The 22,616-nt window shown below is 74.4% G+C and carries 21 protein-coding genes and 1 pseudogene; 11 read left to right on the forward strand and 11 right to left on the reverse strand.

Translation table 11 applies throughout. The features are described from left to right. Positions 1-184 (reverse strand): annotated as a pseudogene (locus tag AB0D48_RS25525) (hypothetical protein); the annotation flags it as partial. A 58-nt stretch (positions 185-242) separates the two neighbouring features. Between AB0D48_RS25525 and AB0D48_RS25530 the strand changes: the two are divergent. Beyond that, positions 243-992, forward strand: a complete 750-nt coding sequence (locus tag AB0D48_RS25530; RefSeq protein ID WP_362401307.1) for a trypsin-like peptidase domain-containing protein — start codon at positions 243-245, stop codon at positions 990-992. Here AB0D48_RS25530 and AB0D48_RS25535 read toward each other — a convergent pair. The 3 genes from AB0D48_RS25535 to AB0D48_RS25545 all read right to left on the reverse strand — a co-directional run bounded on the left by AB0D48_RS25535 (position 946) and on the right by AB0D48_RS25545 (position 2,925). After that, a complete protein-coding gene (locus AB0D48_RS25535; protein ID WP_362401310.1) occupies positions 946-1,338 on the reverse strand; it encodes a hypothetical protein in 393 nt (130 codons plus the stop codon). The genes AB0D48_RS25530 and AB0D48_RS25535 overlap by 47 nt on opposite strands. Positions 1,339-1,408: 70 nt before the next feature. Next, positions 1,409-1,981: an HXXEE domain-containing protein gene (locus AB0D48_RS25540; RefSeq protein WP_362401313.1), complete on the reverse strand. Its 573-nt coding sequence runs from the start codon at positions 1,979-1,981 to the stop codon at positions 1,409-1,411. Further along, entirely contained in the window at positions 1,978-2,925 is a 948-nt protein-coding gene (locus tag AB0D48_RS25545; RefSeq protein ID WP_362401316.1) for an AEC family transporter, read from the reverse strand. The genes AB0D48_RS25540 and AB0D48_RS25545 overlap by 4 nt, the downstream gene beginning before the upstream one ends. Positions 2,926-3,153: 228 nt before the next feature. Here AB0D48_RS25545 and AB0D48_RS25550 point away from each other — a divergent pair, with 228 nt between their 5' ends. From AB0D48_RS25550 to AB0D48_RS25565, 4 genes are all read left to right on the forward strand, one after another. After that, a complete protein-coding gene (locus AB0D48_RS25550; RefSeq protein WP_362401530.1) occupies positions 3,154-4,413 on the forward strand; it encodes a histidine kinase in 1,260 nt (419 codons plus the stop codon). Continuing rightward, positions 4,410-5,090, forward strand: coding sequence for a response regulator transcription factor (locus AB0D48_RS25555; RefSeq protein WP_362401319.1), 681 nt, complete (start codon positions 4,410-4,412; stop codon positions 5,088-5,090). The genes AB0D48_RS25550 and AB0D48_RS25555 overlap by 4 nt, the downstream gene beginning before the upstream one ends. A 116-nt stretch (positions 5,091-5,206) precedes the next feature. Beyond that, complete coding sequence (locus AB0D48_RS25560) at positions 5,207-6,250, forward strand: alpha/beta hydrolase (protein WP_362401322.1); 1,044 nt, start codon at positions 5,207-5,209, stop codon at positions 6,248-6,250. Beyond that, on the forward strand, positions 6,247-7,476 hold the full coding sequence (locus AB0D48_RS25565; RefSeq protein WP_362401325.1) for an acyltransferase: 1,230 nt from the start codon (positions 6,247-6,249) through the stop codon (positions 7,474-7,476). Before AB0D48_RS25560 ends, AB0D48_RS25565 begins: the two co-directional genes overlap by 4 nt. Positions 7,477-7,580: 104 nt before the next feature. On the opposite strand, the gene AB0D48_RS25570 is transcribed toward AB0D48_RS25565, so the two are convergent. Beyond that, positions 7,581-8,003 carry a DUF350 domain-containing protein gene (locus AB0D48_RS25570; protein WP_362401328.1) on the reverse strand — a complete coding sequence of 141 codons (423 nt, stop codon included), beginning with the start codon at positions 8,001-8,003 and terminating at the stop codon, positions 7,581-7,583. 96 nt (positions 8,004-8,099) lie between these two features. On the opposite strand from AB0D48_RS25570, the gene AB0D48_RS25575 reads away from it, so the two are divergent. Next, entirely contained in the window at positions 8,100-9,956 is a 1,857-nt protein-coding gene (locus AB0D48_RS25575) for a GNAT family N-acetyltransferase (protein ID WP_362401330.1), read from the forward strand. Here the strand turns inward: AB0D48_RS25575 and AB0D48_RS25580 are convergent. Beyond that, entirely contained in the window at positions 9,911-11,974 is a 2,064-nt protein-coding gene (locus AB0D48_RS25580) for an AMP-binding protein (protein WP_362401333.1), read from the reverse strand. The two genes, AB0D48_RS25575 and AB0D48_RS25580, sit on opposite strands and share 46 nt — an antisense overlap. Before the next feature lie 141 nt (positions 11,975-12,115). Between AB0D48_RS25580 and AB0D48_RS25585 the strand changes: the two genes are divergently transcribed. Further along, positions 12,116-14,029, forward strand: a complete 1,914-nt coding sequence (locus tag AB0D48_RS25585; protein ID WP_362401336.1) for an ABC transporter ATP-binding protein — start codon at positions 12,116-12,118, stop codon at positions 14,027-14,029. Between the two features lie 7 nt (positions 14,030-14,036). After that, on the forward strand, positions 14,037-14,414 hold the full coding sequence (locus AB0D48_RS25590) for a VOC family protein (protein WP_362401338.1): 378 nt from the start codon (positions 14,037-14,039) through the stop codon (positions 14,412-14,414). 179 nt (positions 14,415-14,593) lie between these two features. Here the strand turns inward: AB0D48_RS25590 and AB0D48_RS25595 are convergent, their stop codons facing one another. Then, complete coding sequence (locus tag AB0D48_RS25595; RefSeq protein WP_362401341.1) at positions 14,594-14,956, reverse strand: hypothetical protein; 363 nt, start codon at positions 14,954-14,956, stop codon at positions 14,594-14,596. A gap of 201 nt (positions 14,957-15,157) precedes the next feature. Between AB0D48_RS25595 and AB0D48_RS25600 the strand changes: the two genes are divergently transcribed. After that, the gene (locus AB0D48_RS25600; RefSeq protein ID WP_362401343.1) at positions 15,158-16,042 is read left to right on the forward strand and encodes a sigma-70 family RNA polymerase sigma factor; all 885 of its coding nucleotides are present in this window, start codon (positions 15,158-15,160) and stop codon (positions 16,040-16,042) included. Positions 16,043-16,186: 144 nt separating this feature from the next. Here AB0D48_RS25600 and AB0D48_RS25605 read toward each other — a convergent pair whose 3' ends face one another. Beyond that, complete coding sequence (locus AB0D48_RS25605; RefSeq protein ID WP_362401346.1) at positions 16,187-16,897, reverse strand: FCD domain-containing protein; 711 nt, start codon at positions 16,895-16,897, stop codon at positions 16,187-16,189. 132 nt (positions 16,898-17,029) lie between these two features. Between AB0D48_RS25605 and AB0D48_RS25610 the strand changes: the two genes are divergently transcribed. Then, entirely contained in the window at positions 17,030-17,560 is a 531-nt protein-coding gene (locus AB0D48_RS25610) for a gluconokinase (RefSeq protein ID WP_362401532.1), read from the forward strand. Positions 17,561-17,572: 12 nt separating this feature from the next. Then, positions 17,573-18,970: a gluconate:H+ symporter gene (locus AB0D48_RS25615; RefSeq protein WP_362401349.1), complete on the forward strand. Its 1,398-nt coding sequence runs from the start codon at positions 17,573-17,575 to the stop codon at positions 18,968-18,970. 132 nt (positions 18,971-19,102) lie between these two features. Here AB0D48_RS25615 and AB0D48_RS25620 read toward each other — a convergent pair whose 3' ends face one another. The 3 genes from AB0D48_RS25620 to AB0D48_RS25630 form a co-directional block, all read right to left on the reverse strand. After that, positions 19,103-20,068, reverse strand: a complete 966-nt coding sequence (locus AB0D48_RS25620; RefSeq protein ID WP_362401352.1) for a hypothetical protein — start codon at positions 20,066-20,068, stop codon at positions 19,103-19,105. Between the two features lie 75 nt (positions 20,069-20,143). Next, on the reverse strand, positions 20,144-21,310 hold the full coding sequence (locus tag AB0D48_RS25625; protein WP_362401355.1) for a cytochrome P450: 1,167 nt from the start codon (positions 21,308-21,310) through the stop codon (positions 20,144-20,146). A 361-nt stretch (positions 21,311-21,671) separates the two neighbouring features. Beyond that, positions 21,672-22,547: a hypothetical protein gene (locus AB0D48_RS25630; RefSeq protein WP_362401358.1), complete on the reverse strand. Its 876-nt coding sequence runs from the start codon at positions 22,545-22,547 to the stop codon at positions 21,672-21,674. Positions 22,548-22,616: the final 69 nt, after the last annotated feature.

The following is a 22,616-nucleotide window of genomic DNA, read 5'->3' on the forward strand; positions in this document are numbered from 1 at the left end:
GTGGCTCAGGCTGACGGACAGCTCCCCCGGCCCCGGCGGCGACCCCGCCGCCGGGGCCGGGGGAGCAGCAGGCCCCGTCCGCGGCACCGTCCACCGTGCCGTCCGGGACCCCGGCCGGGGTCCCCGCCGAGGCCCCGTCGGCCCCGGTGGCGGTCCCGAGTCCCGCGCCGAGACCGACACCCACCCCCACTCCGACCCCGGCCCCGGTCCCGGTCCCGGTCCCCACCCCGATCGTGCGGCCGGTGCCCGCGCGCCCCGCGGCCGTCGGTCCCGGCGTCGGCCAGGACTTCGGCGGTGTCCCGGTCGTCGGCCGGATGTTCGCGGTCAAGGGCGGCGGGGCCTACTTCTGCACCGCGAGCGTGGTCGCCTCCCCCGGGCGTAACCTGGTGCTCAGCGCGGCGCACTGCCTGCTCGGCTCCGACACCCAGCAGGTGGCTTTCGTACCGCTGTACACGCGCGCGAACCCGCAGCCGTACGGGATGTTCCCGGTCCTGCGGGACGCGGCCGGGCGCTCCAAGATCTGGATCGACCCGCGCTACCGGTCCCAGGGCCCCGACCGCGCGGCCACCCTCGACGTGGCCTTCGCGCAGGTGGGGCCGGACGCCCACGGGTTCCCCGTGCAGGACGTGGTCGGCGGGAACCGCCTGGTCACCGGCTCCGGTTACGCACACGCCGGGGTCACGCTGATCGGGTACCCGGCCTCCGCCGCCCGCCCTCGCCTGTGCATCAACCGGACGACGAAGTTCACCAGCGCCGACGCCCGGATCCCCGGATCGTTCCTGCGGATCGACTGCACGGGCTATCCCGGCGGGACCAGCGGCGGCCCCTTCCTGACCCGTTTCGACATGCGGACCGGGACCGGTGACGTGGTCGGGGTCATCGGCGGCTGGAAGACGGGCGGGGACACCGCCGACACCTCCTACAGCTCCTACTTCGGCACGGACATCAGGAAGTTGTACGAGAAGGCGGTTGCCGGGGCGAAGGCGGGGTGAGCACCCGGACCCATCGGGTCCGGCGCGGGTTGCCGACCGTGCGCGGGGTCGCCGGGAGCCCGGCGGCGGTCAGCGGGTCGGCGGGCGTGAGGCCTAGTTTGCGGCGCAGTTCGGCGAGGGCGGCGTGGACGGGCGCGAGCACGACCTCGGCGCCCGGGTCGAGGTACGCGAGGGCGTGAGCGGTGGTCTCGATCGCCTCGGCGGCGTCCTCCGCGGCGGTCCGGCTCCACCCGCCGGGCACACCGGTCCCCCAGGGGGCGACGGCGTCGTAGAGGTGGCAGGCGGCATCGGCCACGGCGTCGGCCCGTTCCCCGACACCCGGCGCCGCGATGGTCGGCAGTTCCATACCGGGTGAACGAGCCGATCCCGCCGGGGGGTACGAGCGGAAACCTCCCGCGGTTTCCCGGACCCTGCCGTCAGAGTCCCGCCCGGCCCCGCTGCGGCGACGGGGCCCGGGACCCGCTCCGGCGGATCCGCCGGGCCACGGCATGCGAGACGGCGGTGGCCGCGCCGGCGAGCGCCAGACCGCCGGCCACGTCCCGCGCCCGCGTGGGCCGCAGGACCCCGCCGCGGCGCAGCCTGCCGCGCGCCCACAGGGTGAACGGGACGACGAGCAGCGGTGAGGTGACCACCCCGGGCGTGTAGCCGCGGGTGGCGGCGGCCTGCGCGAGGTGGACGAGCCCGTGCAGGCCGAAGCCGTTCAGGGAGGCCTGGTAGAAGGCCGATCGCCCGCCGGTGCGGTACCCGTCGGCGGAGGCGGCCGCGACGATGACCGCCATGACGCCGACGGCGGTGGCGAACTCGCGGCCGTCCACGGCTCCGAGGCTCCGCCACACACGGTCGGGTATCCGGGGGTGGCGATCGCGCAAGGCCGGGACCCGGGTACGGGACCAGCGCGGCACGGTGGCCATTTCCTCTAGGTCGTGCACGGCCCACGCGGCCAGCAGGCCGAACGTGACGGCGCCCGTCGATGTCGTCGATGCGTTCACGAGGCAACAGTCTGCAGCCACACCGGGAGCAGCAGGAGGGAAACGACCGAACTCTTGATCACGACGGATGCGGAGAGCGCGACGCCCACGTCGTAGCGCTGGGCGAAGATGAACAGGTTCTGCGGGGTCGGCATCGCGGCGATCAGGACGAGGTAGGCGAGCCACTCGCCCCGGACCCCGAACACCGCCCCGCACACCACCCACGTCAGCAGCGGGAAGGCCAGGCACTTGAAACCGATGAGGGCCAGCTCCTCACGCGTGGTGCCCCGCAGGTCCAGGCCGACCCCGCCGAGGTGGAGGCCGAGGGCGAACAGGGCCACCGGGGAGGCGCTGTCCCCGACGAAGGCGGCTCCGTCCAGGACCACGGCCGGGATGTGCACCGACAGCAGGTTGAGCACGATGCCCGCGTTGCAGGCGAGGACCAGCGGCGTGGCGAGCGAGGCGCCGACCGCGCGGGCCAGGCGCCGGCCCGGGCCGCCCGCGTCGGGGCCGGCCCTGCCCAGTTCCATCAGGGAGATGACGACCAGGGACAGGACGCACACCTGGAAGAGCAGGATCGGGAAGATCGGGGCCGCGGTCCCGAACACGGTGATGAAGACGGGGACCGCGAAATAGGCGGTGTTCACCTGGACCCCGGCCATCACGCGCAGCGCGACGGCGCGGGGCTCCCGTATCCCGTGGGCCACGGCCGCCACCGCGACGAGGGTCACGGCGAGGGCCGCCGCACCGGCGTAGCCGCCGATCGCCTGCCAGTCGAAGAGGGCCGCGAGATCGCCGGCGTAGATGTTGCCGAAGAGGTAGCAGGGCACGGCGAAGAGGAAGGCGTAGTCGGAGAAGGCCTTCGACGCCTCGGCCGGGACGATCTTGCGGCGGGCGAGCAGAACCCCGCCGCCGAAGGCCAGGACCACCGGCACGAGCTTCTCCAGCGCGGCTGCCCCACCCATGTGTACCGGCTCCCCGAGATCGACCGGGCAGCAGCCTACATCCGGCCCGTGTCCGGGCCCAGCGGCGCATAGGCTGGACCGATCATGAGCGACAGAGCCCGCACCCGACTGCTCGGCCGGACCGGCGAACTCCTCCGTATCCGCCGGACCCGCGAACGCGCACCCGCACCCGCCAAGCCACCCGCCGGTGCCCGGGTGCCCGGGGCGCTGGCGCAGCTCGCCGTGGTGATGCGCACGCCCGCCCGGGCGGGGCAGCCCCTGTTCGCGCAGGCGCCCAAGGCCTGGCAGCGGATCCTGCCGTTCGCGGTCGTCGGCGTCTTCGTGGTGACCCTGTTGCCGGTGACGATCGCGGTGCTGAGCAACGACTACGCGCTGGGCGGCGGCTGGGCGGGCGCGCTGGGGGTGGCGCAGACCGTGCCGCTGCTGCTCGCCGTGACCCGGCCGCTGCACGCGTGGGGCGTGGTCCTGGTCGCGGACACGATCGGCGGGGTGCTGCTGATCCACGCCGACAAGGTGGCCGCGCACGCCTGGCCGTGGACGCCGATGGCCATCGTCGGGTACCTGGTGCTGATGGCCTGCCTGGGGCTGCGCGAATCCATCCGGACCCTGGTCGGGGTGTGGCTGGTGACCGGCGGGGTCGGGGCCGTGCTGGGCTTCTTCCAGCCGGCGGACACCATGAACACCGCGGCGCTGCTCTTCGTGCTCGGCGGGGTGATGCTGGCGCTGACGGGCGCGCTGCGCGGGCTGGGCGACGCCCAGCAGCGCATCGCCGAGCAGGAGAGCATCAGCGAGGCGGAGCGGGCCCGGCGGACGCTGCTGGAGGAACGGGCCCGGATCGCCCGCGAGTTGCACGATGTGGTGGCCCACCACATGTCGGTCATCACGGTCCAGGCCGACTCCGCGCCGTACCGGCTGCCGGGCATGGCGGAGCCGGTGCGGGAGGAGTTCGCCGCGATCGCGGCCAGTGCGCGCGAGTCGCTGGGCGAGATGCGGCGGCTGCTGACCGTCCTGCGCGGGGACGGGGCCGGCGGCGGCGCGGACGGCGAGCGGGCCCCGCAGCCGGGGATCGACCGGCTCCAGCAGCTGGTGGAGGCGACCGTACGGGCCGGACAGCCGGTGGAGTTGTCCTTGGCGGCCGGAGCGGCCGGGGCGGCGCCGCCGGCCGTGGACCTCTCGGCGTACCGGATCGTGCAGGAGGCGCTCGCCAATGTGGTGCGGCACGCGCCCGGGGCGCGGACCCGGGTGTCGGTGACCGTGGACGAGGGCGAGGTCCTCGTGCTCGTGGTCAACGGTCCGGCCCGGAACGCCGTGGTGGCGCTGGAGGGTTCGGGCACGGGGCACGGTCTGGTGGGGATGCGCGAGCGCGTACGGTTGACCGGCGGGACGCTGGACACCGGTCCGCTGCCCGACGGCGGGTTCCGGGTCGCCGCCCGCCTGCCCCTGAACGCGCCGAGCGGGACGACCCCCATGAACGAGGAGGGCAGTTGACCATCCGCGTGATCATCGTGGACGACCAGGCCATGGTGCGGGCGGGATTCGCCGCACTGCTGTCGGCGCAGGCCGACATCGATGTGGTGGGCGAGGCTCCCGACGGCCGCCGGGGGGTGCAGGTGGCCCGCACCACGCACCCCGACGTGGTGCTGATGGACGTGCGGATGCCGGAGATGGACGGGCTCACGGCGGCCCGGGAGATCCTCGACCCGCCGCCCGGCGTGGTGCACCGGCCGAAGGTGCTGATGCTGACCACGTTCGACATCGACGACTACGTGTACGAGGCGCTGCGCGCGGGCGCCTCGGGATTCCTGCTGAAGGACGCCCCGCCGGCCGATCTGATCGCGGCGGTACGGGTCGTCGCGTCGGGCGAGGCGCTGCTGGCGCCCTCGGTGACCCGTCGGCTGATCGCGGACTTCGTCCAGCAGCGGCCGGCGCCGCGCAAGGACCCGGCGCTGCGGCTGAACGGACTCACCCCGCGTGAGACCGAGGTACTGGAGCTGATCGCGCGCGGGCTGTCGAACCAGGAGATCGCCGGCCATCTGGTGCTGGCGGAGCAGACGGTCAAGACGCACATCGGGCGGGTGCTGGGCAAGCTCGACCTGCGGGACCGGGCCCAGGCGGTGATCTTCGCGTACGAGGCGGGGCTGGTGCGTCCCGGCGACGCCGGCTGACCTCTTCTCCTCCACCCCCTACCGGGGTATGACATCCGGATTGGCTCCCCGGTCCGACGTCGCCGCGGGTACCTCCTTCTTACCTTCCTCCTCGTCACGAGGAGAGGAGAAGGGGCATGCGCCGCTTCGGAAGGACGATGGTCACCGCCGCGCTGGCCCTGGCCGTCGTCGGGGGGACCGCGGGATGGGCCTCCGGTGACAGCCAGCGGGCGGTCACCGGGCCGCCGCCGGGCACCGCCGCCTGGCTGGCCGACGCGGCGTCCGGCCGGGCGCTGCCCGATCCGGTGAGCGCGACACCGCGCGAGGTGGCCCGGTTCTTCGCCGGGCTGGACGAGGCCGCGCGGCAGGAACTCGTACGCTCCCACCCGCTGGTCGTGGGCAACCTGGACGGCGCGCCGCTCCGTCTGCGGTACGGGGCCAACCGGATCGCCATCGCCGCCACGGGTGAGGCCCGCTACGCCCCGCTCGGCGCGCCGGACCGGCAGATCCTGGCCTTCGACCCGCGCGGCCGGGGCCAGGTCGCCGAAGTGTTCGGGGACCTGGAACGCGCGGCGCACGTCTCCGTGATCGTGCCGGGCTCGGACAACGACGCCACGAACCACGACGCCAAGCGCAAGCCCGCCACCGGTCCGGCCGGGATGGCCCGGGCGCTGCGTGCCTCGGCCGGCCACTCCACCGCGGTGATCGCCTGGACCGGTTACACCACCCCTGTCGGGGTCGGCCTGGACGCGGCCGACGGCCGGCTGGCCGAGGCCGGGGCGGTCCGGCTGGCCCGGTTCACCGCGGGGCTCGACGCGGTCGGGGCGCCCGATCCGGTGCTCTTCTGCCACAGCTACGGCTCGGTGGTCTGCGGGCTGGCGGCCCGGCACACGGACGCCGTCGACGTCGTGGCCTTCGGCTCCCCCGGCATGCGCGCCGGCACCGCTGCCGGGCTGCGCACCGGTGCCCGGGTGTGGGCGGCCCGGGGGCCCTCCGACTGGATCGCCGACGTGCCGAACGTCGAGTTCGCCGGGATCGGCCATGGCGCCGACCCCACCTCCGCGGAATTCGGCGCCCGCCGGGTGCCCGCCGCCGACGTGCGGGGCCACACCGGCTACTTCGCGCCCGGCACGCAGTCCCTGGCGGCGTTCGCCGCGATCGCGAACGGAGAGCTCCGATGACGACGCCGCGCACGCTCACGACGCTCAAGAGGACCGCCGAGCGGATCGAGCGGCAGACCCCCGCCCACCGCGACCGCGCGGTCGACGGGCTGCGCGCCCTGGCCCTGCTGGCCGTGCCGACCGGGCACTGGCTGCTCGGCGGGTTCACCCTCGACTCCGACGGCGGCCTGCACAACGCCAGCCCGCTGTCGGCCTTCGGCGGGCTGGCCCCGGCGAGCTGGGTGCTCCAGATGCTCGGCATCTTCTTCCTTGTCGGCGGTTACGCCTCGGTGCTCTCCTTCCGGCGCCGCAAGGGGTCGGTGGGGGCGTGGCTGAAGGGCCGCGTCGTGCGGCTGGGGCGGCCCGTGCTCGGGGTGACGGCGGTGTGGGCGCTGGCCGCGCCGGTGCTGTACGCGGCCGGGGTGCCGGAGGCGACGCTGCGGACCGGGGCGAAGCTGGTGATCCAGCCGCTGTGGTTCGTCGGGGTGTACGTGGTGGTCACCGCGCTGACCCCGTACTGCGTGAAGGCGGCGCGCCGCCTCGGCGGCTGGGCGGCGGCTCCGCTGATCGGGTCGGTCGCCGTGGTGGACGTCCTGCGCTACGGACCGCTCGCCGACTCGGTGCCGTCGTGGCTGTCCCTGCTCAACATCCTGCCGGGGTGGTTGTTCGCGTACCAGCTGGGCGTGAGCTGGGGCGAGGGGCGGATCGGCCGGCGCGGGGCCTGGCTGCTGCTGGCCGGCGGAACGGTGCTGTTCGCGGCACTGCTGGTGGTCTTCCACTATCCGGCGTCGATGGTGGGGGTGCCGGGTGCGGCGCGGACCAACTCCCACCCGCCGTCGCTGCTCGTACTGGCCCTGGCGGCGGCCCAGTCGGGCGCCGCGCTCCTGCTGCGCGACCGGCTGGCGCGGCTGCTGGCCCGGCCGGCCCTGTGGGCGCCGGTGGTCGTGATCAACCTGTGTGCGATGACGATCCTGTGCTGGCACCAGTCGGCCATGCTGGCCGCGGCCGTTCCGGGCTCGTTCGTCGGTGAGCTGGCGGGGCTGACGACGGCGCCGGACAGTCTGGGCTGGATCGCGGCGCGGCTGGCGTGGATGCCGGTGTTCGCGGCGCTGCTGGTGGGCATCGCCCGGTACGCGCGGCGGTTCGAGGGTCCCCCGGTGGAGGGCCGCGGGGCCACGGCGGTGCGCCGGACCGTGGCGGGGCTGCTGGCGGCGGGGTTCGCGGTGTTCGCGCTGGGCCTGGCGTAGCAGCGGAACGGAGTGCGACGGGAGCAAAGGAGTACGCCGAGAGCGCCGCTCCCCCGTGGGAGCGGCGCTCTCGTCGCGTACGGCCGCGAGGCCCTGTCCGGGCGTCAGGCGATCGAGGCCGCCACGATCGCGGCCACGGCGAGGTTGCAGGAGGCGGTGACCCAGACCGCGGGGTGGGGCTCCGGGTCCACGACGATCGCGCCGAGCTTGCCCGGGGTCACCAGGTCGAGCACCAGGAAGGCCACCGCCATCAGGACCAGGCCGAGTACCCCGAAGGCCGCGGTGGACAGCAGGCCCTTGCCGAAGTCGTCGTAGGTGGTCCAGATCGAGGTGAAGACGATGCCGCCGATGCCGAGCAGCGCGGAGCTGAGCAGGAGGGCGGCATTGCGGTTGCGCTCCTCCCAGATCTGCTTCGGAAGCTTCCCGGGCGTCAGCACGTCCACGAGGACGATGCCGAGGATGAGCAGCACCAGGCCGAGGGCGCCGAAGACGCTGGTGCGGCCAAGACCGTTGATGATGTCGCTCATTGAGAAGCCTGTCTCCGCGTGGGTGGGAAAGGATGGGCCGTGGGGAGGCCGAATCTATCTCACGGCCTTGGCGCAGACCATGGGGGAGGCCAGGAAATGGCAGAGGTCAGAGCCGCGCGGCCGGCCGAGGCGGACGCGTTGACGGGGCTGGTGATGCGGTCCAAGGCGTACTGGGGGTACGGGCCGGAGTTCCTGGCCTCCTTCGCGGAGGAACTGCGGATCCGGCCCGGCGACGTGACGGCCCGCCGGATCGTGGTGGCCGAGGACGGGCGGGGGACGGTGCTCGGACTCGCCTCCCTGGACGGTTCCGCCCCGCTCGCCTCGCTGGGGCTGCTGTTCGTGGAACCGTCGGCCATCGGCCGGGGTGTGGGGCGGCTGCTGTACCTGGATGCGCTGCGCCGGGCCGTGGAGCTGGGGGTGCGCCGGCTGGTGATCGACGCGGACCCGCACGCGGCCGGGTTCTACCGGGCGATGGGGGCGGAGGCGGCGGCGGGCCCGCCGGGCGGCCCCCACGCGCTGGTGCGGTTCGAGGTGGCTCCCGTCCCGCTCGCCGGGTGGGCCCGGGCGTGGACCGGGGGCGGGCGGGCCGTGCACGTGGGCAACGTCGCGGAGTTCAACGCGCAGTTCGCCGATGCCTCCCTGGACCGGGAGCAGCGGGCCGCGCACGACTACGCCTGCCTGGCCGCGTTCTACAGCCCGGACCCGGCGGCGCTGGTGCTGCCCCGGCCGGTGCCCCGGGGCTGGACCGAGCTGGTCTGCCGCCAGCTGGGCTGGTCGGGGGTGGAGGTGTACGACGGTCTGGTGGAGCGGGGGCCGGAACTGTCGGATGCCGTACGGTCCCGGCCGGCGCTGGCCGCGCTGCTGACCGGGTCAGGGCTGCCCCTCGTACCGTGGGGGCGGACCCGGCCGTTCGGGCTGCTGGCGGACCGGCCGTGGCGGGAGGGGGAACTGCGGTACGAGTCGAAGTCCGCGGCGCACGAGCTGTTCGCCCGGGTCCTGGCGGGCGGCGGACATCCCGGAATCGTGTTGCCCGCCCAGTGGCGGGCGGGCTCCCGGTGGGCGGCGGTCCGCCTCGTCGCGGCCCGGGCCAAGGCGGGCGAGAGCACTGTTCTGAAATCGGAGCACGGTGTCGGGGGTTCGGGCACCACCGTGCTCAGGCCTGGCGAGGTGCGGGCCGGGGGCGGGGCCGGGGCCGTCCTGCGGCGGCTGCCGCGCGGGCCGCTGCTGGTGGAGGAGTTCATCGGCACCCCCGCGGACGGCCGCGACCCGGCGCAGGACGACAACCCGCGTGACCTCACGTACGACGGGTTCGTGGACGCCGAGGGCCGGTTGCACGAGGCCGGCGCGGCGCTCATGGACGTGCGGGACGGCTGCTACCGGGGGGCGACGGTGGGCCCCGGGGCGGTGCCCGGGTGGGCGGAGAAGCCGCTGCTGGCCTTCGGGGAGGCGGTGGGACGGGAGTTGGCGGCGTCCGGCTACCGGGGCTGGTTCGACGTGGACTTCGTCACCGACGGGGCGGGGCGGCTCGCGCCGACCGAGACGAACCTGCGGCTGACCGGGCCGTCGATCGCCTTCATGGTGGCGGCCCGGCTCGACGCGCTGCGCGGCGCGGGTCACCTCGTACGGATCGCCGACCGGGTGGAGCTGGGCGCCCGGCTGCCCGAGGCGCAGCTGGACGAACTGTGCGCCGCCCTGGCCCGGGACTGCGCGGAGCTCGGGGCGGTGTTCGTCCCCGCGATCCCGACGGGCGCCTTCGATCCGCAGCCCTGGCTCGGCGTGCTGGTGGCCGCCCGCAGCCGGGAGGTGCTGGACGCGGCCGAGGCACTCGTCCGGGCCCGGGCCCTGGCGGTCGGGTCCGGGTTCGGCGCCCCACCGGACCCGGATCCGGACCCGGGTCCGGCTCCGGATCAGTCATCGGCGTCGACTGCGGAGACCGGCCTGCGGGCGACGTAGAAGGCCACTACGGCGGCCGCGATCATCAGCGGGATGTTGAAGGCGTAGACGAGTCCGGCCTGGCGAGGCCAGTCCTGTTTGGCCGCCAGCCGGTACATGTTGTCCTGCGGCCACCAGGCCACCAGCAGGTACACCACGGCCAGGTGGGCCGCTTTGGTCAGGCCCGGGCTCCGGCCGTGGGCCCGCATCCGGGAGCGCCCCGTGAAGAGGAACATCACCCCGAGGCCGAAGGCCACGCACTCGAACAGGTACAGGATGCTGAACAGGAACGCCCACGGGTCCGGCACCCCGGTGAGGTCGGTCGATCCGGGCCAGAGGAGAAGGGTGAGCAGCCAGGCTGCGCCGCCCAGCACCAGCGCCCCGCAGCCGATGCCGAGCCCGGCGGAGACCGCTTCGTCCACGCGGCCCGCGGCGCGCGCGGCCCCGTACTTGCCGCCGCCCTTGGCCGCTCGTCCGGTGGCGTTCCCGCGGACCGGTTGCGGCGGTTGCGGCAGACCCGCGCGGTCCTCCTGGCCGCCCCTGGTGCGGGGTACGGTGCGCAGCCGCACCACGGCGCGGGGCCGCGCCTCGGCCGGCAGCCTGTCCAGGAGGTGTTCGCGCAGTTCGTCGATGTCCGGGAGCCCGGCGCCCCGGAGCCGGCCGGGGTCCTCGGGCGGGGCGAGGTAGGCGACCAGGCGCGTCTCTCCCCCGAATCCCGGTACCGCGGCGACGATCGCCGCCCCGACGCCCTCGTGGCCGCGGATCACGGATTCCAGCCGGTGCGGGTCGAAGGTGCGGCCGTGGAGGGTGATCCGGTCCCGGAGCCGTCCGCCGAACGCCAGCAGGCCACTGCCGCGCATCCCGGCGAGGTCGCCGGTGGGGATGGCGTCGCCGCCGTCCGCCGGGGTGAGGTACACCTGCCCCTCCCGCAGGTCCACGCGGCAGCCGGGGAAGGGGGTACCGAGGAGGGACAGCGGCTCCGGGTCGTCGACCGGGCCGGGAAGCTGCGCCAGTTCGAACCAGGCGCCGGTGCCCGCGGTCTCGGTGGTGCCGTAGACGTTCAGCAGGCGCACGCCCGTCCGCAGGCGGCTCTGCAGGGCGGCCTGCTCGTCGAGGTAGAGCCGGCCGCCGCTGACGGCGACCAGCCGCAGAGCTCGCAGCTCAGGGGCCGCCACCTTGCCGGTGCCGGTGCGGGTGCCCGCTCCCGCCCGGGCCTTGGGCACGACGCCCGGTGCAGTGGCCCGCGGGCCCGGCGGGAACAGCCGGGCCGCCCCCACCGGGTCGGTGTACACGACACTGACGCGGTCGGAGTCGATCGCCCGACGGATCGCGTCGGGCTTCCACGGCGCGCGCTCGGGCAGGACGAGGGCCCCGCCCGAACACAACGCCCGGGTCCAGCCCGCCGCGAAGGCGGTGAGGGCCGGTCCGGCGGTGATCAGGTGGCGGTCCTCCGGGGTCGGCCGGACCACCTCCGCCCAGCTGTCGTGGGCGGCGAGCAGCCGGGCATGGCTGACGGGCACCGGGCGCGGGACCGTTCCCCCGGTGAAGAGGACTGCCGCGGTCCGTTCTCCCGTCGTGCGGTCCGGGGGAGAGGTGGGCCTGGCGGCGATCTCCGGCGCTTCCGCCCCGAGGCGGATCACGCGCAGGCCGCGGCCGTCGTCGAGGCGGGCCTGCTGAGCCGTGTGCGTGAGCAGCGCGAAGGGCGGAGCGGCGGCGAGCTGTTGCTGCCCGGTGCGCGGCACGTCGACGTCGAGGACGGTGTAGGTCCCACCGGCCTTGAGGACGGCGAGGAGGGCGACGAGGAGTTCGGCCCGGCGGTCCGTCCCGATCGCCACGAGGCCGCCGGCGGGCAGTCCGGCGTCGAGCAGGTGGTGCGCCAACTGGTTCGCCTGGGCCTCGAGTTGTCCGTACGTGAGACTGTCGGCGCCGGCCAGGACGGCACGGGCGCCCGGGGTGTCCCGCGCCCACCGCTCGAAGCGGTGCAGGACGGTGTCGGCGATGCTCCTGCCGAAGCGTACGGACTCGGATCCCTGCGTCATGGACCGATGATGCCACCGGGCACCGACAGCGGACGGGGGACGCGGAAATCCCTCGTACGGAAGGGAGTTGGCGACCCGCGAGAGCGCGCTCAGACCGCGAATGTTGACCTCGACCTTGGTTGAGGTCCTAGTGTTCCGGCCATGGACATGGAAGTCACCGCTTGGACATCGCTGCACAGCGCGATCAACGCGCAGCAGGACCGCCGCCCGATCTCCCGGGCGAGCCTGCGCCGGGTCGCCGCCTTCGCCCGCCCGCACCGCCGCGGGCTCGCCCTCTTCCTGCTGCTCAGCGTGGTCACCGCGCTGCTCGCGGTGGCCACCCCCGTGCTCGCCAGCCGTATCGTCGACGCCATCGTGGGCGGCCGGGACAGCGGCACGGTCACCCGCCTCGCCCTCCTCATCGCGCTGATCGCGGTCGCCGAGGCGGGCCTGGGACTGCTGACCCGCCGACTGTCGGCCACCCTGGGCGAGGGGCTGATCCTCGATCTGCGGACGGCGGTCTTCGACCATGTGCAGCGGATGCCGGTCGCCTTCTTCACCCGCACCCGGACCGGCGCCCTGGTCAGCCGGCTCAACAACGATGTGATCGGCGCCCAGCGGGCGTTCAGCAACACCCTGTCCGGTGTGGCCGCCAACACCGTGACCCTGCTCCTGACCCTCGCCGTGATGCTGAGCATCTCCTGGCAGATCACCCTGCTGGCGCTGGTGCTGCTGCCGGTGTTCGTGCTGCCGGCCCGCCGGATGGGAGCGCGGATGGCGGCCATGCAGCGGGAGGCCTCGGCCCTGAACGCCGCGATGGGCACCCAGATGACCGAGCGGTTCTCCGCTCCCGGCGCGACCCTGGTCAAGCTGTTCGGACGGCCTGCCGACGAGTCCGCGGAGTTCGCAGCCCGGGCGGCCCGGGTGCGGGACATCGGAATCCGTACGGCGATGGCCCAGTCGGCCTTCATCACCGCCCTCACCCTCGTCTCGGCGCTGGCCCTCGCCCTGGTCTACGGGCTCGGCGGGTACTACGCCCTGCGCGGGACCCTGGACGCCGGTTCCGTCGTCGCCCTCGCTCTGCTCCTGACCCGGCTCTACGCCCCGCTGACCGCGCTCGCCGGCGCCCGCGTCGAGGTGATGAGCGCGCTGGTGAGCTTCGAGCGGGTCTTCGAGATCCTCGATCTGAAGCCGCTCATCACGCAGAAGCCGGACGCCCGCCGGGTGCCGGAAGGGCCGGTGGCCGTCGAGTTCGACCGGGTCTCCTTCGGCTACCCCTCCCCCGACAAGGTCTCGCTCGCGTCCCTGGAGGAGGTCGCCACCCTCGACGCCCGGGGCGGTACGCAGGTGCTGCACGAGGTGTCCTTCCGTGCGGAACCCGGCCGGATGATCGCGCTGGTCGGGTCGTCCGGCGCCGGCAAGTCGACCATCGCGCAGCTGCTGCCGCGGCTGTACGACGCCGACGCGGGCGCCGTCCGGATCGGCGGGGTCGACGTACGGGACCTCACGGCCGATTCGATCCGCGAGACGCTCGGCATGGTCACCCAGGACGGGCACCTCTTCCACGAGTCGGTGCGCGCCAACCTGCTGCTGGCCCGGCCGGAAGCCTCCGAGGAGGAGATCTGGGAGGCCCTGCGCCGGTCCCGGCTCGACGGCCTCGTCGCCTCGCTGCCGGACGGACTGGACACGGTCGTCGGGGAGCGCGGCTACCGCCTGTCGGGCGGGGAGCGGCAGCGGCTGACCATCGCCCGGCTGCTGCTGGCCCGGCAGCGGGTGGTGATCCTCGACGAGGCCACCGCGCACCTGGACTCCACCTCGGAGGCCGCGGTGCAGGAGGCGCTGGGCGAGGCCCTGGCGGGACGGACCGCGGTGGTGATCGCGCACCGGCTGTCGACCGTACAGGCGGCGGATCTGATCCTGGTGGTCGAGGACGGCCGGATCGTGGAACGCGGCACGCACACCGAGCTGCTGGCGACGGGCGGCCGGTACGAGGAGCTCTACCGCACCCAGTTCGCGGCGGCGGACACGCCCGCCGACGTGGCGTCGGGCGGCGCGGCACCGGCGTCGGGAGCATGATGCTGTGATGGACATCAAGCTGGAACTCGTCGCCGTCCCCGTCACCGATGTCGACCGGGCCAAGGCCTTCTACGAGAAGCTCGGCTTCAGCGCCGACCATGACGTCACCGTCAGCGAGGACGTCCGCTTCGTCCAGCTGACCCCGCCGGGTTCGGCCTGTTCGATCGCGATCGGCAAGGGACTGACCCGGATGACCCCGGGGTCGCTGGACAACATGCAGGTCGTCGTCACCGACATCGAGGAGGCGTACGAGGACCTGCGCGGCCGGGGCGTCGAGGTGACGGAGATCCAGGACTTCCCCTGGGGCTCCTTCGTCTACTTCTCCGACCCGGACGGCAACGGCTGGGCGGTCCAGCAGACCACGCCCCGCAAGGCCGCCGCCTAAGGGCTGGTGACGGGTCGGCGGAGCGGGCGGACCCCACTGCGAGGCGGCCGCCGACCGGCCGGTCGGCCGCCGCCCGGCCGTGCGGGCGGCAGCTGCGACGGTGCGTCGCGCGCGGCCTGTGCGCCACCGCCCCGGAGCCCGGATCGGCCGGCGGGCGCGGGGTCCTGGCTTCGCGCCGCTCAGCTCTCCACAGTGGTCGTGGCGGCGGCCGCGTGGTGGTGGTCGAGCTCCCACGCGTGGTGCTTGAACTCGTGGCGGAAGTCGGCGTGGTCCTCCCACTGCCGGGCGATGCCCCGCAGGACGTCCCAGTTGTGCTCCACCGACTGGTCGATGACGCGGCGCGTGGCCGGCTCGGCCGACTCCCGCTTCTCGATGAGGCCCTTGACGGCGGAGGCCTCCAGGACGGCGTTGCGCAGCGCGCGCAGCGCGCGGGAGGTGTCGTCCATCCCGAAGCCGTACTCGCTGCCCGTCTCCGCGTCGAACAGCGGGGTGAGCCGCGCCTCGATGAAAGCGGTGATCCGCTCGAAGTGCTGCGCGTCCATCGGGGGCTCCTTCTCCTGCCGGACCGCGGTGCGTAACCGGCGTCTCCAGTGCTTCAGCTGTGCACCGCCCATTATCCAGCAGCCCCCTTCCGGGCCGGGACCGGCGTGGAGCCCCTGGTCCACCGCCCCAACTCCCCGCTCACCATGGCGATTTCCCGATGATCTATGTTGAGGACCCGCTGTGAGGAAGGGACGTGACAGGTGGACGGCAGTTCATGGCTGACGGAACGCTTCGAGGAGCACCGCTCTCATCTGAGAGCGGTGTCCTACCGGATGCTCGGCTCGCTCAGCGAGGCCGATGACGCCGTCCAGGAAGCGTGGCTGCGCCTCAACCGCTCGGACACCGGCGACATCGAGAACCTCGGCGGCTGGCTGACCACGGTCGTGGCGCGCGTCTGCCTGAACATGCTGCGCGCCCGCGAGTCCCGGCGGGAGCACTCCATGGAGACGTATGCCACCGACCCGGTCGTCAGCCGCGAGGACACGGTGGACCCCGAGCAGGAGACCGTGCTGGCCGACTCGGTCGGGCTGGCACTGCTGGTGGTGCTCGACAAGCTGACGCCGGCCGAGCGGCTCGCGTTCGTGCTGCACGACCTGTTCGCGGTGCCGTTCGACGAGATCGCCCCGATGATCGACCGCTCCCCCGCCGCGACCCGGCAGCTCGCGAGCCGCGCCCGCCGCCGGGTCAAGGGGGCCCCGCTGGTATCCGAAGCCGATCTGAGCCGCCAGCGCCGCGTCGTGGACGCCTTCCTCGCCGCGACCCGGGGCGGGAACTTCGACGCGCTGGTCGCGGTGCTCGATCCCGACGTGGTGCTGCGGGCCGACAAGGCCGTCGGACCCACCCCCGTTCCCGTCCTCATCAGCGGCGCCGTCACCGTCGCCAGGGGCGCCATGGCGGCCATGCAGCGGGCGCGGTCCACGCAGCCGGCTCTGGTCGACGGCGTCGTCGGTCTGGCGATGGCTCCGCTGGGACGGCTGTTCCTGGTGCTGTCCTTCACGATCGAGGACGGCCTGATCACCGGGATCGACGTGATCGCGGAACCGGATCGGCTGCGCGAGCTCGAGATCGCCGCACTCGACGCCTGACCGGTCGAGGACCATCGCGGTGTCCGCCTCCGACCTTTGAGGCACGAGGCGGGCACCGCCGACCGGCCCCGCCTCCGCACGAGGCGGGCACCGCCGGCCGCACGCCCGCCTCCGCACGAGACGGCACCGTCGGCCGCGTACCGCTCACGGGGCGAGTACGTCCAGCTCCTCCAGGGCGCCCACCGCGATCTGCCGGGTCAGCGCCTCGGCGCGGGCCGCGTCACCCTCCCGTACCGCCTCGGCCACCTGGACGTGCAGGGTGACGGCCGCCGGGTCGGGATCGTGGAACATCACCGCGTGCTCGGTACGACCGGTCAGCACCTCGGCGACCACGTCCCCGAGGCGGGCGAACATCTCGTTGCCGGAGGCGTTCAGTACGACGCGGTGGAAGGCGATGTCGTGGCGCAGGTAGCCGTCGAGCTGGTTGCCCCGTGAGGTGCTGACCATGCCGAGGGCCGCCTCGGTGAGCTCGGCGCACTGCTCCGGGGTGGCCCGGACCGCCGCGAGCCCGGCCGCGACCGGCTCGATCGCGGACCTCAGCACGGTGAGGGAGCGCAGCTGACGGGGGCGGTCGGCGCCGGCCAGCCGCCAGCGGATGACGCGCGGGTCGTAGACGTTCCACTCGTCGGTGGGGCGCACGGTGACGCCTACCCGCCGACGGGACTCGACCAGGTGCATCGATTCCAGGACGCGGACTACCTCGCGCACCACCGTGCGGGAGGCGTCGAAGCGTTCGGCGATCTCGTCCGTGCGCAGCACGCTGCCCGGCAGGTACTCCCCCGCCGTGATCGCCAGCCCGAGGGTGTCCAGCACGCGGGAGTGGAGGCCCTGTCCAGGACTGCCGTCGGTGGTCATGTCGTAAGCGTACGGTGACGCCTGACCGAACCAAAGATGTGATGTTTTCCGCCAGACCCTTGAATAAGTAGTACTTAATGCGCTTCAGTGGTGCCCGCACAGAGCGATGTCGACGAGGACAGCGAGGTAGGCGTGAGCACCCAGCGCGTCATTGTGGTGATGGGCGTGGCCGGCACGGGCAAGACCACCGTGGGCCGGCTGCTCGCGGAGGCGCTGGCCCTTCCGTACGCGGAGGGCGACGCCTACCACCCCGCGGCCAACGTCGCGAAGATGGCGGCCGGTATCCCGCTGGACGACGCGGACCGGTGGCCGTGGCTCGATGCCGTCGGCGAGTGGATCCGCGGCCGGGCCGGGCTCGGCGGCGGCGTGGTCTCGGCCTCGGCGCTCAAGCGCGTCTACCGCGACCGGTTGCGCGCCGCGGCCCCCGGGGCGGTGTTCGTCCACCTGACCGGTGAACGCCCGCTGATCGAGGGGCGGATGGCGGAGCGCACGGGCCACTTCATGCCCGCCACCCTGCTGGACTCACAGTTCGCCACGCTGGAACCGCTCCAGGAGGACGAGCCCGGCATCGTCGTCGACGTGTCCGGTCTCCCCGGAGAAATCACCGAACGGGCGCTGGCCGCCCTGCGTCGGCTCCCCGCACCCGAGACACCCGAGAACTGAGGAAACGTCACCGTGACCAGTCTCAGCGTCGAGACCCTGGCAGCGGCCGGCACCGGACCGATCACCTCGGCCGGGAACACCCAGCTGGGGATAGCCGTCCTCGCGGGCATCGCCGTCATCGTCCTGCTCATCACCCGCCTCAAGCTGCACGCCTTCCTGGCGCTGACGGTCGGCTCGCTGGCCCTCGGGGTCTTCGCGGGCGCGCCGATGGCCAAGACGATCTCCAGTTTCACCGCCGGACTCGGCGCCACGGTCGCCGGTGTGGGCGTACTCATCGCGCTCGGCGCCATCCTCGGCAGGCTGCTGGCGGACTCGGGCGGTGCGGACGAGATCGTCGACACGATCCTCGCCCGGGCCAAGGGCCGGGCGATGCCGTGGGCCATGGTGCTGATCGCCTCCGTGATCGGGCTGCCGCTCTTCTTCGAGGTCGGCATCGTCCTGCTGATCCCGGTGGTCCTGCTGGTGGCCGAGCGCGGCCACTACTCCCTGATGCGGATCGGCATCCCGGCGCTGGCCGGCCTGTCCGTGATGCACGGGTTGATCCCGCCGCACCCCGGGCCGCTCGTCGCCATCGACGCGCTCCACGCGAACCTGGGCGTCACCCTCGCCCTCGGCGTGCTCGTCGCCGTTCCGACCGTGATCATCGCCGGGCCGCTGTTCTCCAGGTATGCGGCGCGTTGGGTGGACATCCCGGCGCCCGAGAACATGATCGTGCAGCGCCCCGCGGCGGAGCGCGAGCACCGTCCCCGGTTCGGCGCCACCGTCTTCACGGTGCTGCTGCCGGTGGTGCTGATGCTGGTCAAGGCCTGGGTGGACATCGTTGTCAGCGACCCTGCCGACCCGGTGCAGCGCGTCACCGACGTGGCGGGCTCCCCCCTGATCGCGCTGCTCGCGGCGGTACTGGTGGGCATGTTCACCCTCGGCCGGGCGGCGGGCTTCACCAAGGAGCGCCTGTCCGCGACGGTCGAGAAGTCCCTGGCCCCGATCGCCGGCATCCTGCTGATCGTCGGCGCCGGCGGCGGCTTCAAGCAGACCCTCATCGACGCGGGTGTCGGCCAGATGATCCTGGAGCTGTCGGAGAACTGGGCCGTACCCACCCTGCTGCTGGCCTGGCTGATCGCCGTCACCATCCGCCTCGCCACGGGCTCGGCGACGGTGGCGACGATCTCGGCGGCCGGACTGGTGGCGCCGCTCGCCGCCGGCGCGTCCACAACCGGAACGGCGCTGCTGGTCCTGGCCATCGGGGCGGGCTCGCTGTTCTTCAGCCACGTCAACGACGCCGGATTCTGGCTCGTCAAGGAGTACTTCGGGATGACCGTCGGCCAGACCCTGAAGACCTGGTCGGTGATGGAGACCATCATCTCGGTGGTCGGGCTGGGCTTCGTCCTGCTGCTGTCCCTGGTCCTGTAGGCCGACTGTCCTGCAGGCGACGGCCTTGCAGGCCGACGGTCCCGTAGGCCGACGGCTTCGCAGGCCGAAGTTCCCGTGGGCGAAGGTCCCGAAGGCCGACGGCCCGGCCCACTGCGTCAACGGCCTGGTAGGTCAGCGCTCGTCGCCGAGCTGCGCCGCCGCCAGGGAGAGCCCGGTCGCCGCGGTGGCGCAGCGCCCGGCGAGGGTGGCCACCTCGGCGCGCAGGGCTTCGGACCGGGGCCCCCGCCAGGCCGGTGCGGCCGTCGTCGCCCGCAGCCGTACCGCGTGGGAGCGCAGTGCCGTGGCGTGGCCGCCCAGACTGGCGGCCCGGTGCGGGTGGGCGTGCGGGCGGACGTGCGGGTGCGGCGCCCACGGCCGGAGCGCGGGCGGTCGTTGACCGCGTGGAACGGGCTGCGGTGCCTCCACCGCGTCCCCTGCGGGCAGTCCGGACCCGCGGTCGCAGAAGGCCCAGAAGGCGGCGCCCAGTCCGAGGAGCGGTTCGGCCGGCACGGCCCGGCCGGTGGCGACCTGCCAGCCGGCGTGGTCGTTGAACGGGTTCGCGTCGGTCAGGGCCTTCCAGGCCAGGATGTCGGCGAAGGCCGGGGCCAGCAGGGAGAAGGCGTGCTCGGCGCCCCGGTCGCGCATGATTCCGCGGAACAGGCGGACGGCCTCCGCCTGCCGGCCCTCCTCGACGGCCCCGAGCACCGCGGCCGCGCCCGGATCCCGCATGAGTTCGGGACGGGCCGCGCTCGCCGCGCGGATCCGGACCCGGAGACCGCACACGGCGACGCTGATCGCGAGGCTCTCTCGGCCCGCCAGCATCCCCGCCAGCCGCCCGGCGCGCGCCACGCCCCGGCCGCGCGGGGCCCAGCCGAGGCCCGACGGGTCGGTGAGCGTACGCAGCAGGGTGCGCCAGCCGACCCGGCGGTGGCCTCCACGGGCGAGGGCGGCGGCCGGCAGTCGGCCGCCGAGGGCGAGCCCGGAGGCGTAGCGGGCTGCCTCGCCGACCGCGTCTGCGCAGGCGGCGAGTTCGCGGCACAGGTCGTCGAGCAGGTCGACGTCCGCGTCGCTGGACGCGGAGGTCGCGGCGTCGGCCATGGCGTCCTCTCGTGTGGGGGATGTGGGGCGTCAGCGGGTGGAGCGTCAGCGGGTGGGACGTCAGCGGGTGGGACGTCAGCGGCGGGTGAAGGTGAGCCGGATGCCGTACGGGTCGAGCGTCGCGGGCAGCGGTCCCACCGGGTCCAGGGCCGGCCGTCCGCCCCCGACCCGGTGGTCCCGCAGCACCTCGGCGCAGAACGCGGCCGTGAGCAGCAGGCCCAGCTGGTCGCCCGGGCACCGGGAGCCGCCGTGGCCGAAGGGCGCCATGCGGGTGTCCTGGTCCGCGCCCGGGTTCTTCCACCGGCCCGGCACGAACACGTGCGCGGCCGGTACCCGTTCGGGGTCACGCTGGTGGAACGCCACGGGCAGCAGTACGGAGGTGCCGGCCGGGCAGCGCACGCCCCGCCACTCGGTCTCGGTCCGGGTGACCCGGATCAGGTCGGGCACCACCGGGTACAGGCGCAGGGATTCCCGTACACAGGCCCGCAGCCTGGGCAGTTCGCCGCCCCGGGCCGCGCCCCCGGCCGCTTCGGCGGCGGCGGTGTCCTGCTCGGCCGGGTGCGCGCCGAGCAGGAGCAGGGTGCGCAGCAGCGTGGCGGGGAGGGAGTCCAGGGCCAGCAGCCACTGGTGGGCCTGGCCGGAGGGGTCCGGCACGCAGGCCGGTCCGGCGTGTCGGACGGCCCGGCCGAGGAGCGTGTGCGCGCCGGCGTGGCGGGCGTACTCCTGGATGCGGCGGGCGGCGCGGGCCCTGCTCTTGGTGCGTGACTGCCCGAGCCAGCCCGCGAGCTCCTCGTCCGCGGCGGCCGCGTCGCCGAGGACGATCCGGCGGGCGGCGCGGCCCACGGCGTACCGGGCGCGGGCGAGTTCGAGGGTGCCGGAGGCGCTCAGGTGCCGGGCCTCTTCCGCGACGGCCGCCAGGAACGGCCCGCACGAGGGGTGTACGGGGACGTCGGCGGCCAGCACCTCGACGGCGGTCTGCCGCTGCTCCGGGCCGGGTTCGGCGTGGGCGCAGCCGAGACCGGCGGTCTGCGGCGGGTCCGCCGCGAGGACGCTCACGGGTTCGGCGTAGAACCGGCCCAGGTCCCCGGGGGCGAGGAGCACGAGGATCGCCTTGCCGGACCGCTCCCGTACGAGCAGGGGCGCGTCGCCGTGGCGGGCCCGCAGGGCGCGCAGGAAGGCGGCGGAGGCGCGCGCCGTGCCGGGGCGGGTCCGGGCGGGGACGAAGCCGCGGACGAGGGCCACGGTGCGCGGAAACGATTCTTTTACGGATGTCCGCCGACCTGGAGGTTCCGTGCCGAGGCCGCGCACGGCCGGCCCCCGGTCCGTGAACGGGGTTCCGCCCCGGGGCGGCCGGCCGGCTCTCCCGGCGGCCGGGCGGGGCCACGGGGATCCCGCGGCGGGCGCGGCGCTCACCCGGGCGTCGCCCGGCGCGGGACGCACCGGCAGCCCGGTCCGCTCCGCGAGGGCCCGTACCCGGGCCCTGAGCCCGTCGAGGGCGGCCCCTTGGACCGTACGCATCCGGGTACCTCCGCAGCTGGGACGACAACGGTCGGTGACATCGGCTTCACCGTACGACGCCCCCGCGGACCCCGCGCTCCGAGCGCTACGGCAGGGCGAAGGCGGCGGCGCGGAAGGCGGTGCGCAGGGGGGTGTCGCGGGTGGTCGGGAGGAGGAGGGCCCATCGGCGGTGCCGCGGGGAGATCCACAGGGCCGGGCCGCCGGGCGCCGGGGCGGGGTGGGTCCAGACGCCGTGCGGGGCCGGGTGCCACAGGAGGCCGCGGGCGGGGGTCAGTTCGCCGGTGCGGATGCGCAGGGACTCGGCGGTCCATGCGCGGGTGATGCCCACAGGTCCGCCCGGGCTGCCCGTGCTGCCCGGGCTGCCTTGGGCCACCGCGCCCACCGCGCCCACCGCCTCCACCGGAGAAAGAAGGTGGCGCAGGAAGCGGACGAGGTCGGCGAGGGGCGCGCGGAGGGTGTCGTCGGCGAACCGGGTGCGGGTCATGCCCAGGGGGTGCCAGACGCGGGTGGTGGCGAATTCGGCGAGGGGCATGCCGCAGAGGTGCTCGGCGAGGCGGGTGAGGGTGAGGGCGGCTTCCCCGTCGGCATGCGTGAGCAGGTGGTGGGCGGTGGTCCCGGCGGGAGTACCGGCGGCGGCCTCGTCCCCGTAGGCGGCGAGCGGTGTGTGCAGCCGCAGCGCACCCTCCTCGACGAGGCTGCCGATGGCGGGCCACAGGGCGAGGGCGGCGGCGAGGGCGCCGACGTCGAGGTCGGCGGCTCCGGGATCCCCGGGGTCCTCGGCCTCGGGGACCCGTGGGTCCTCGGCCGCCTCGGGGACCCCGGAGTGCGAGACCGCCTCGGGGACCCCGGAGTGCGAGACCGCCTCGACACCCTCGGCGCCGCCGACGGCCCAGACCGCCCCGGGATCGGCGGACCCGACGAGGGCCCGGATGTCGTCGGCCTGGTCGCTCAGGAGCGTCATGGTTCCTCACATTAACGAGCCCGCAGCACCGCCCCCGGCGCGTCGGACCACAGTCGGCAGGCCCGCCAC

The organism is Streptomyces sp. NPDC048269 (genome assembly GCF_040652395.1).
In the GTDB taxonomy this organism is placed as follows: Bacteria; Actinomycetota; Actinomycetes; order Streptomycetales; family Streptomycetaceae; genus Streptomyces.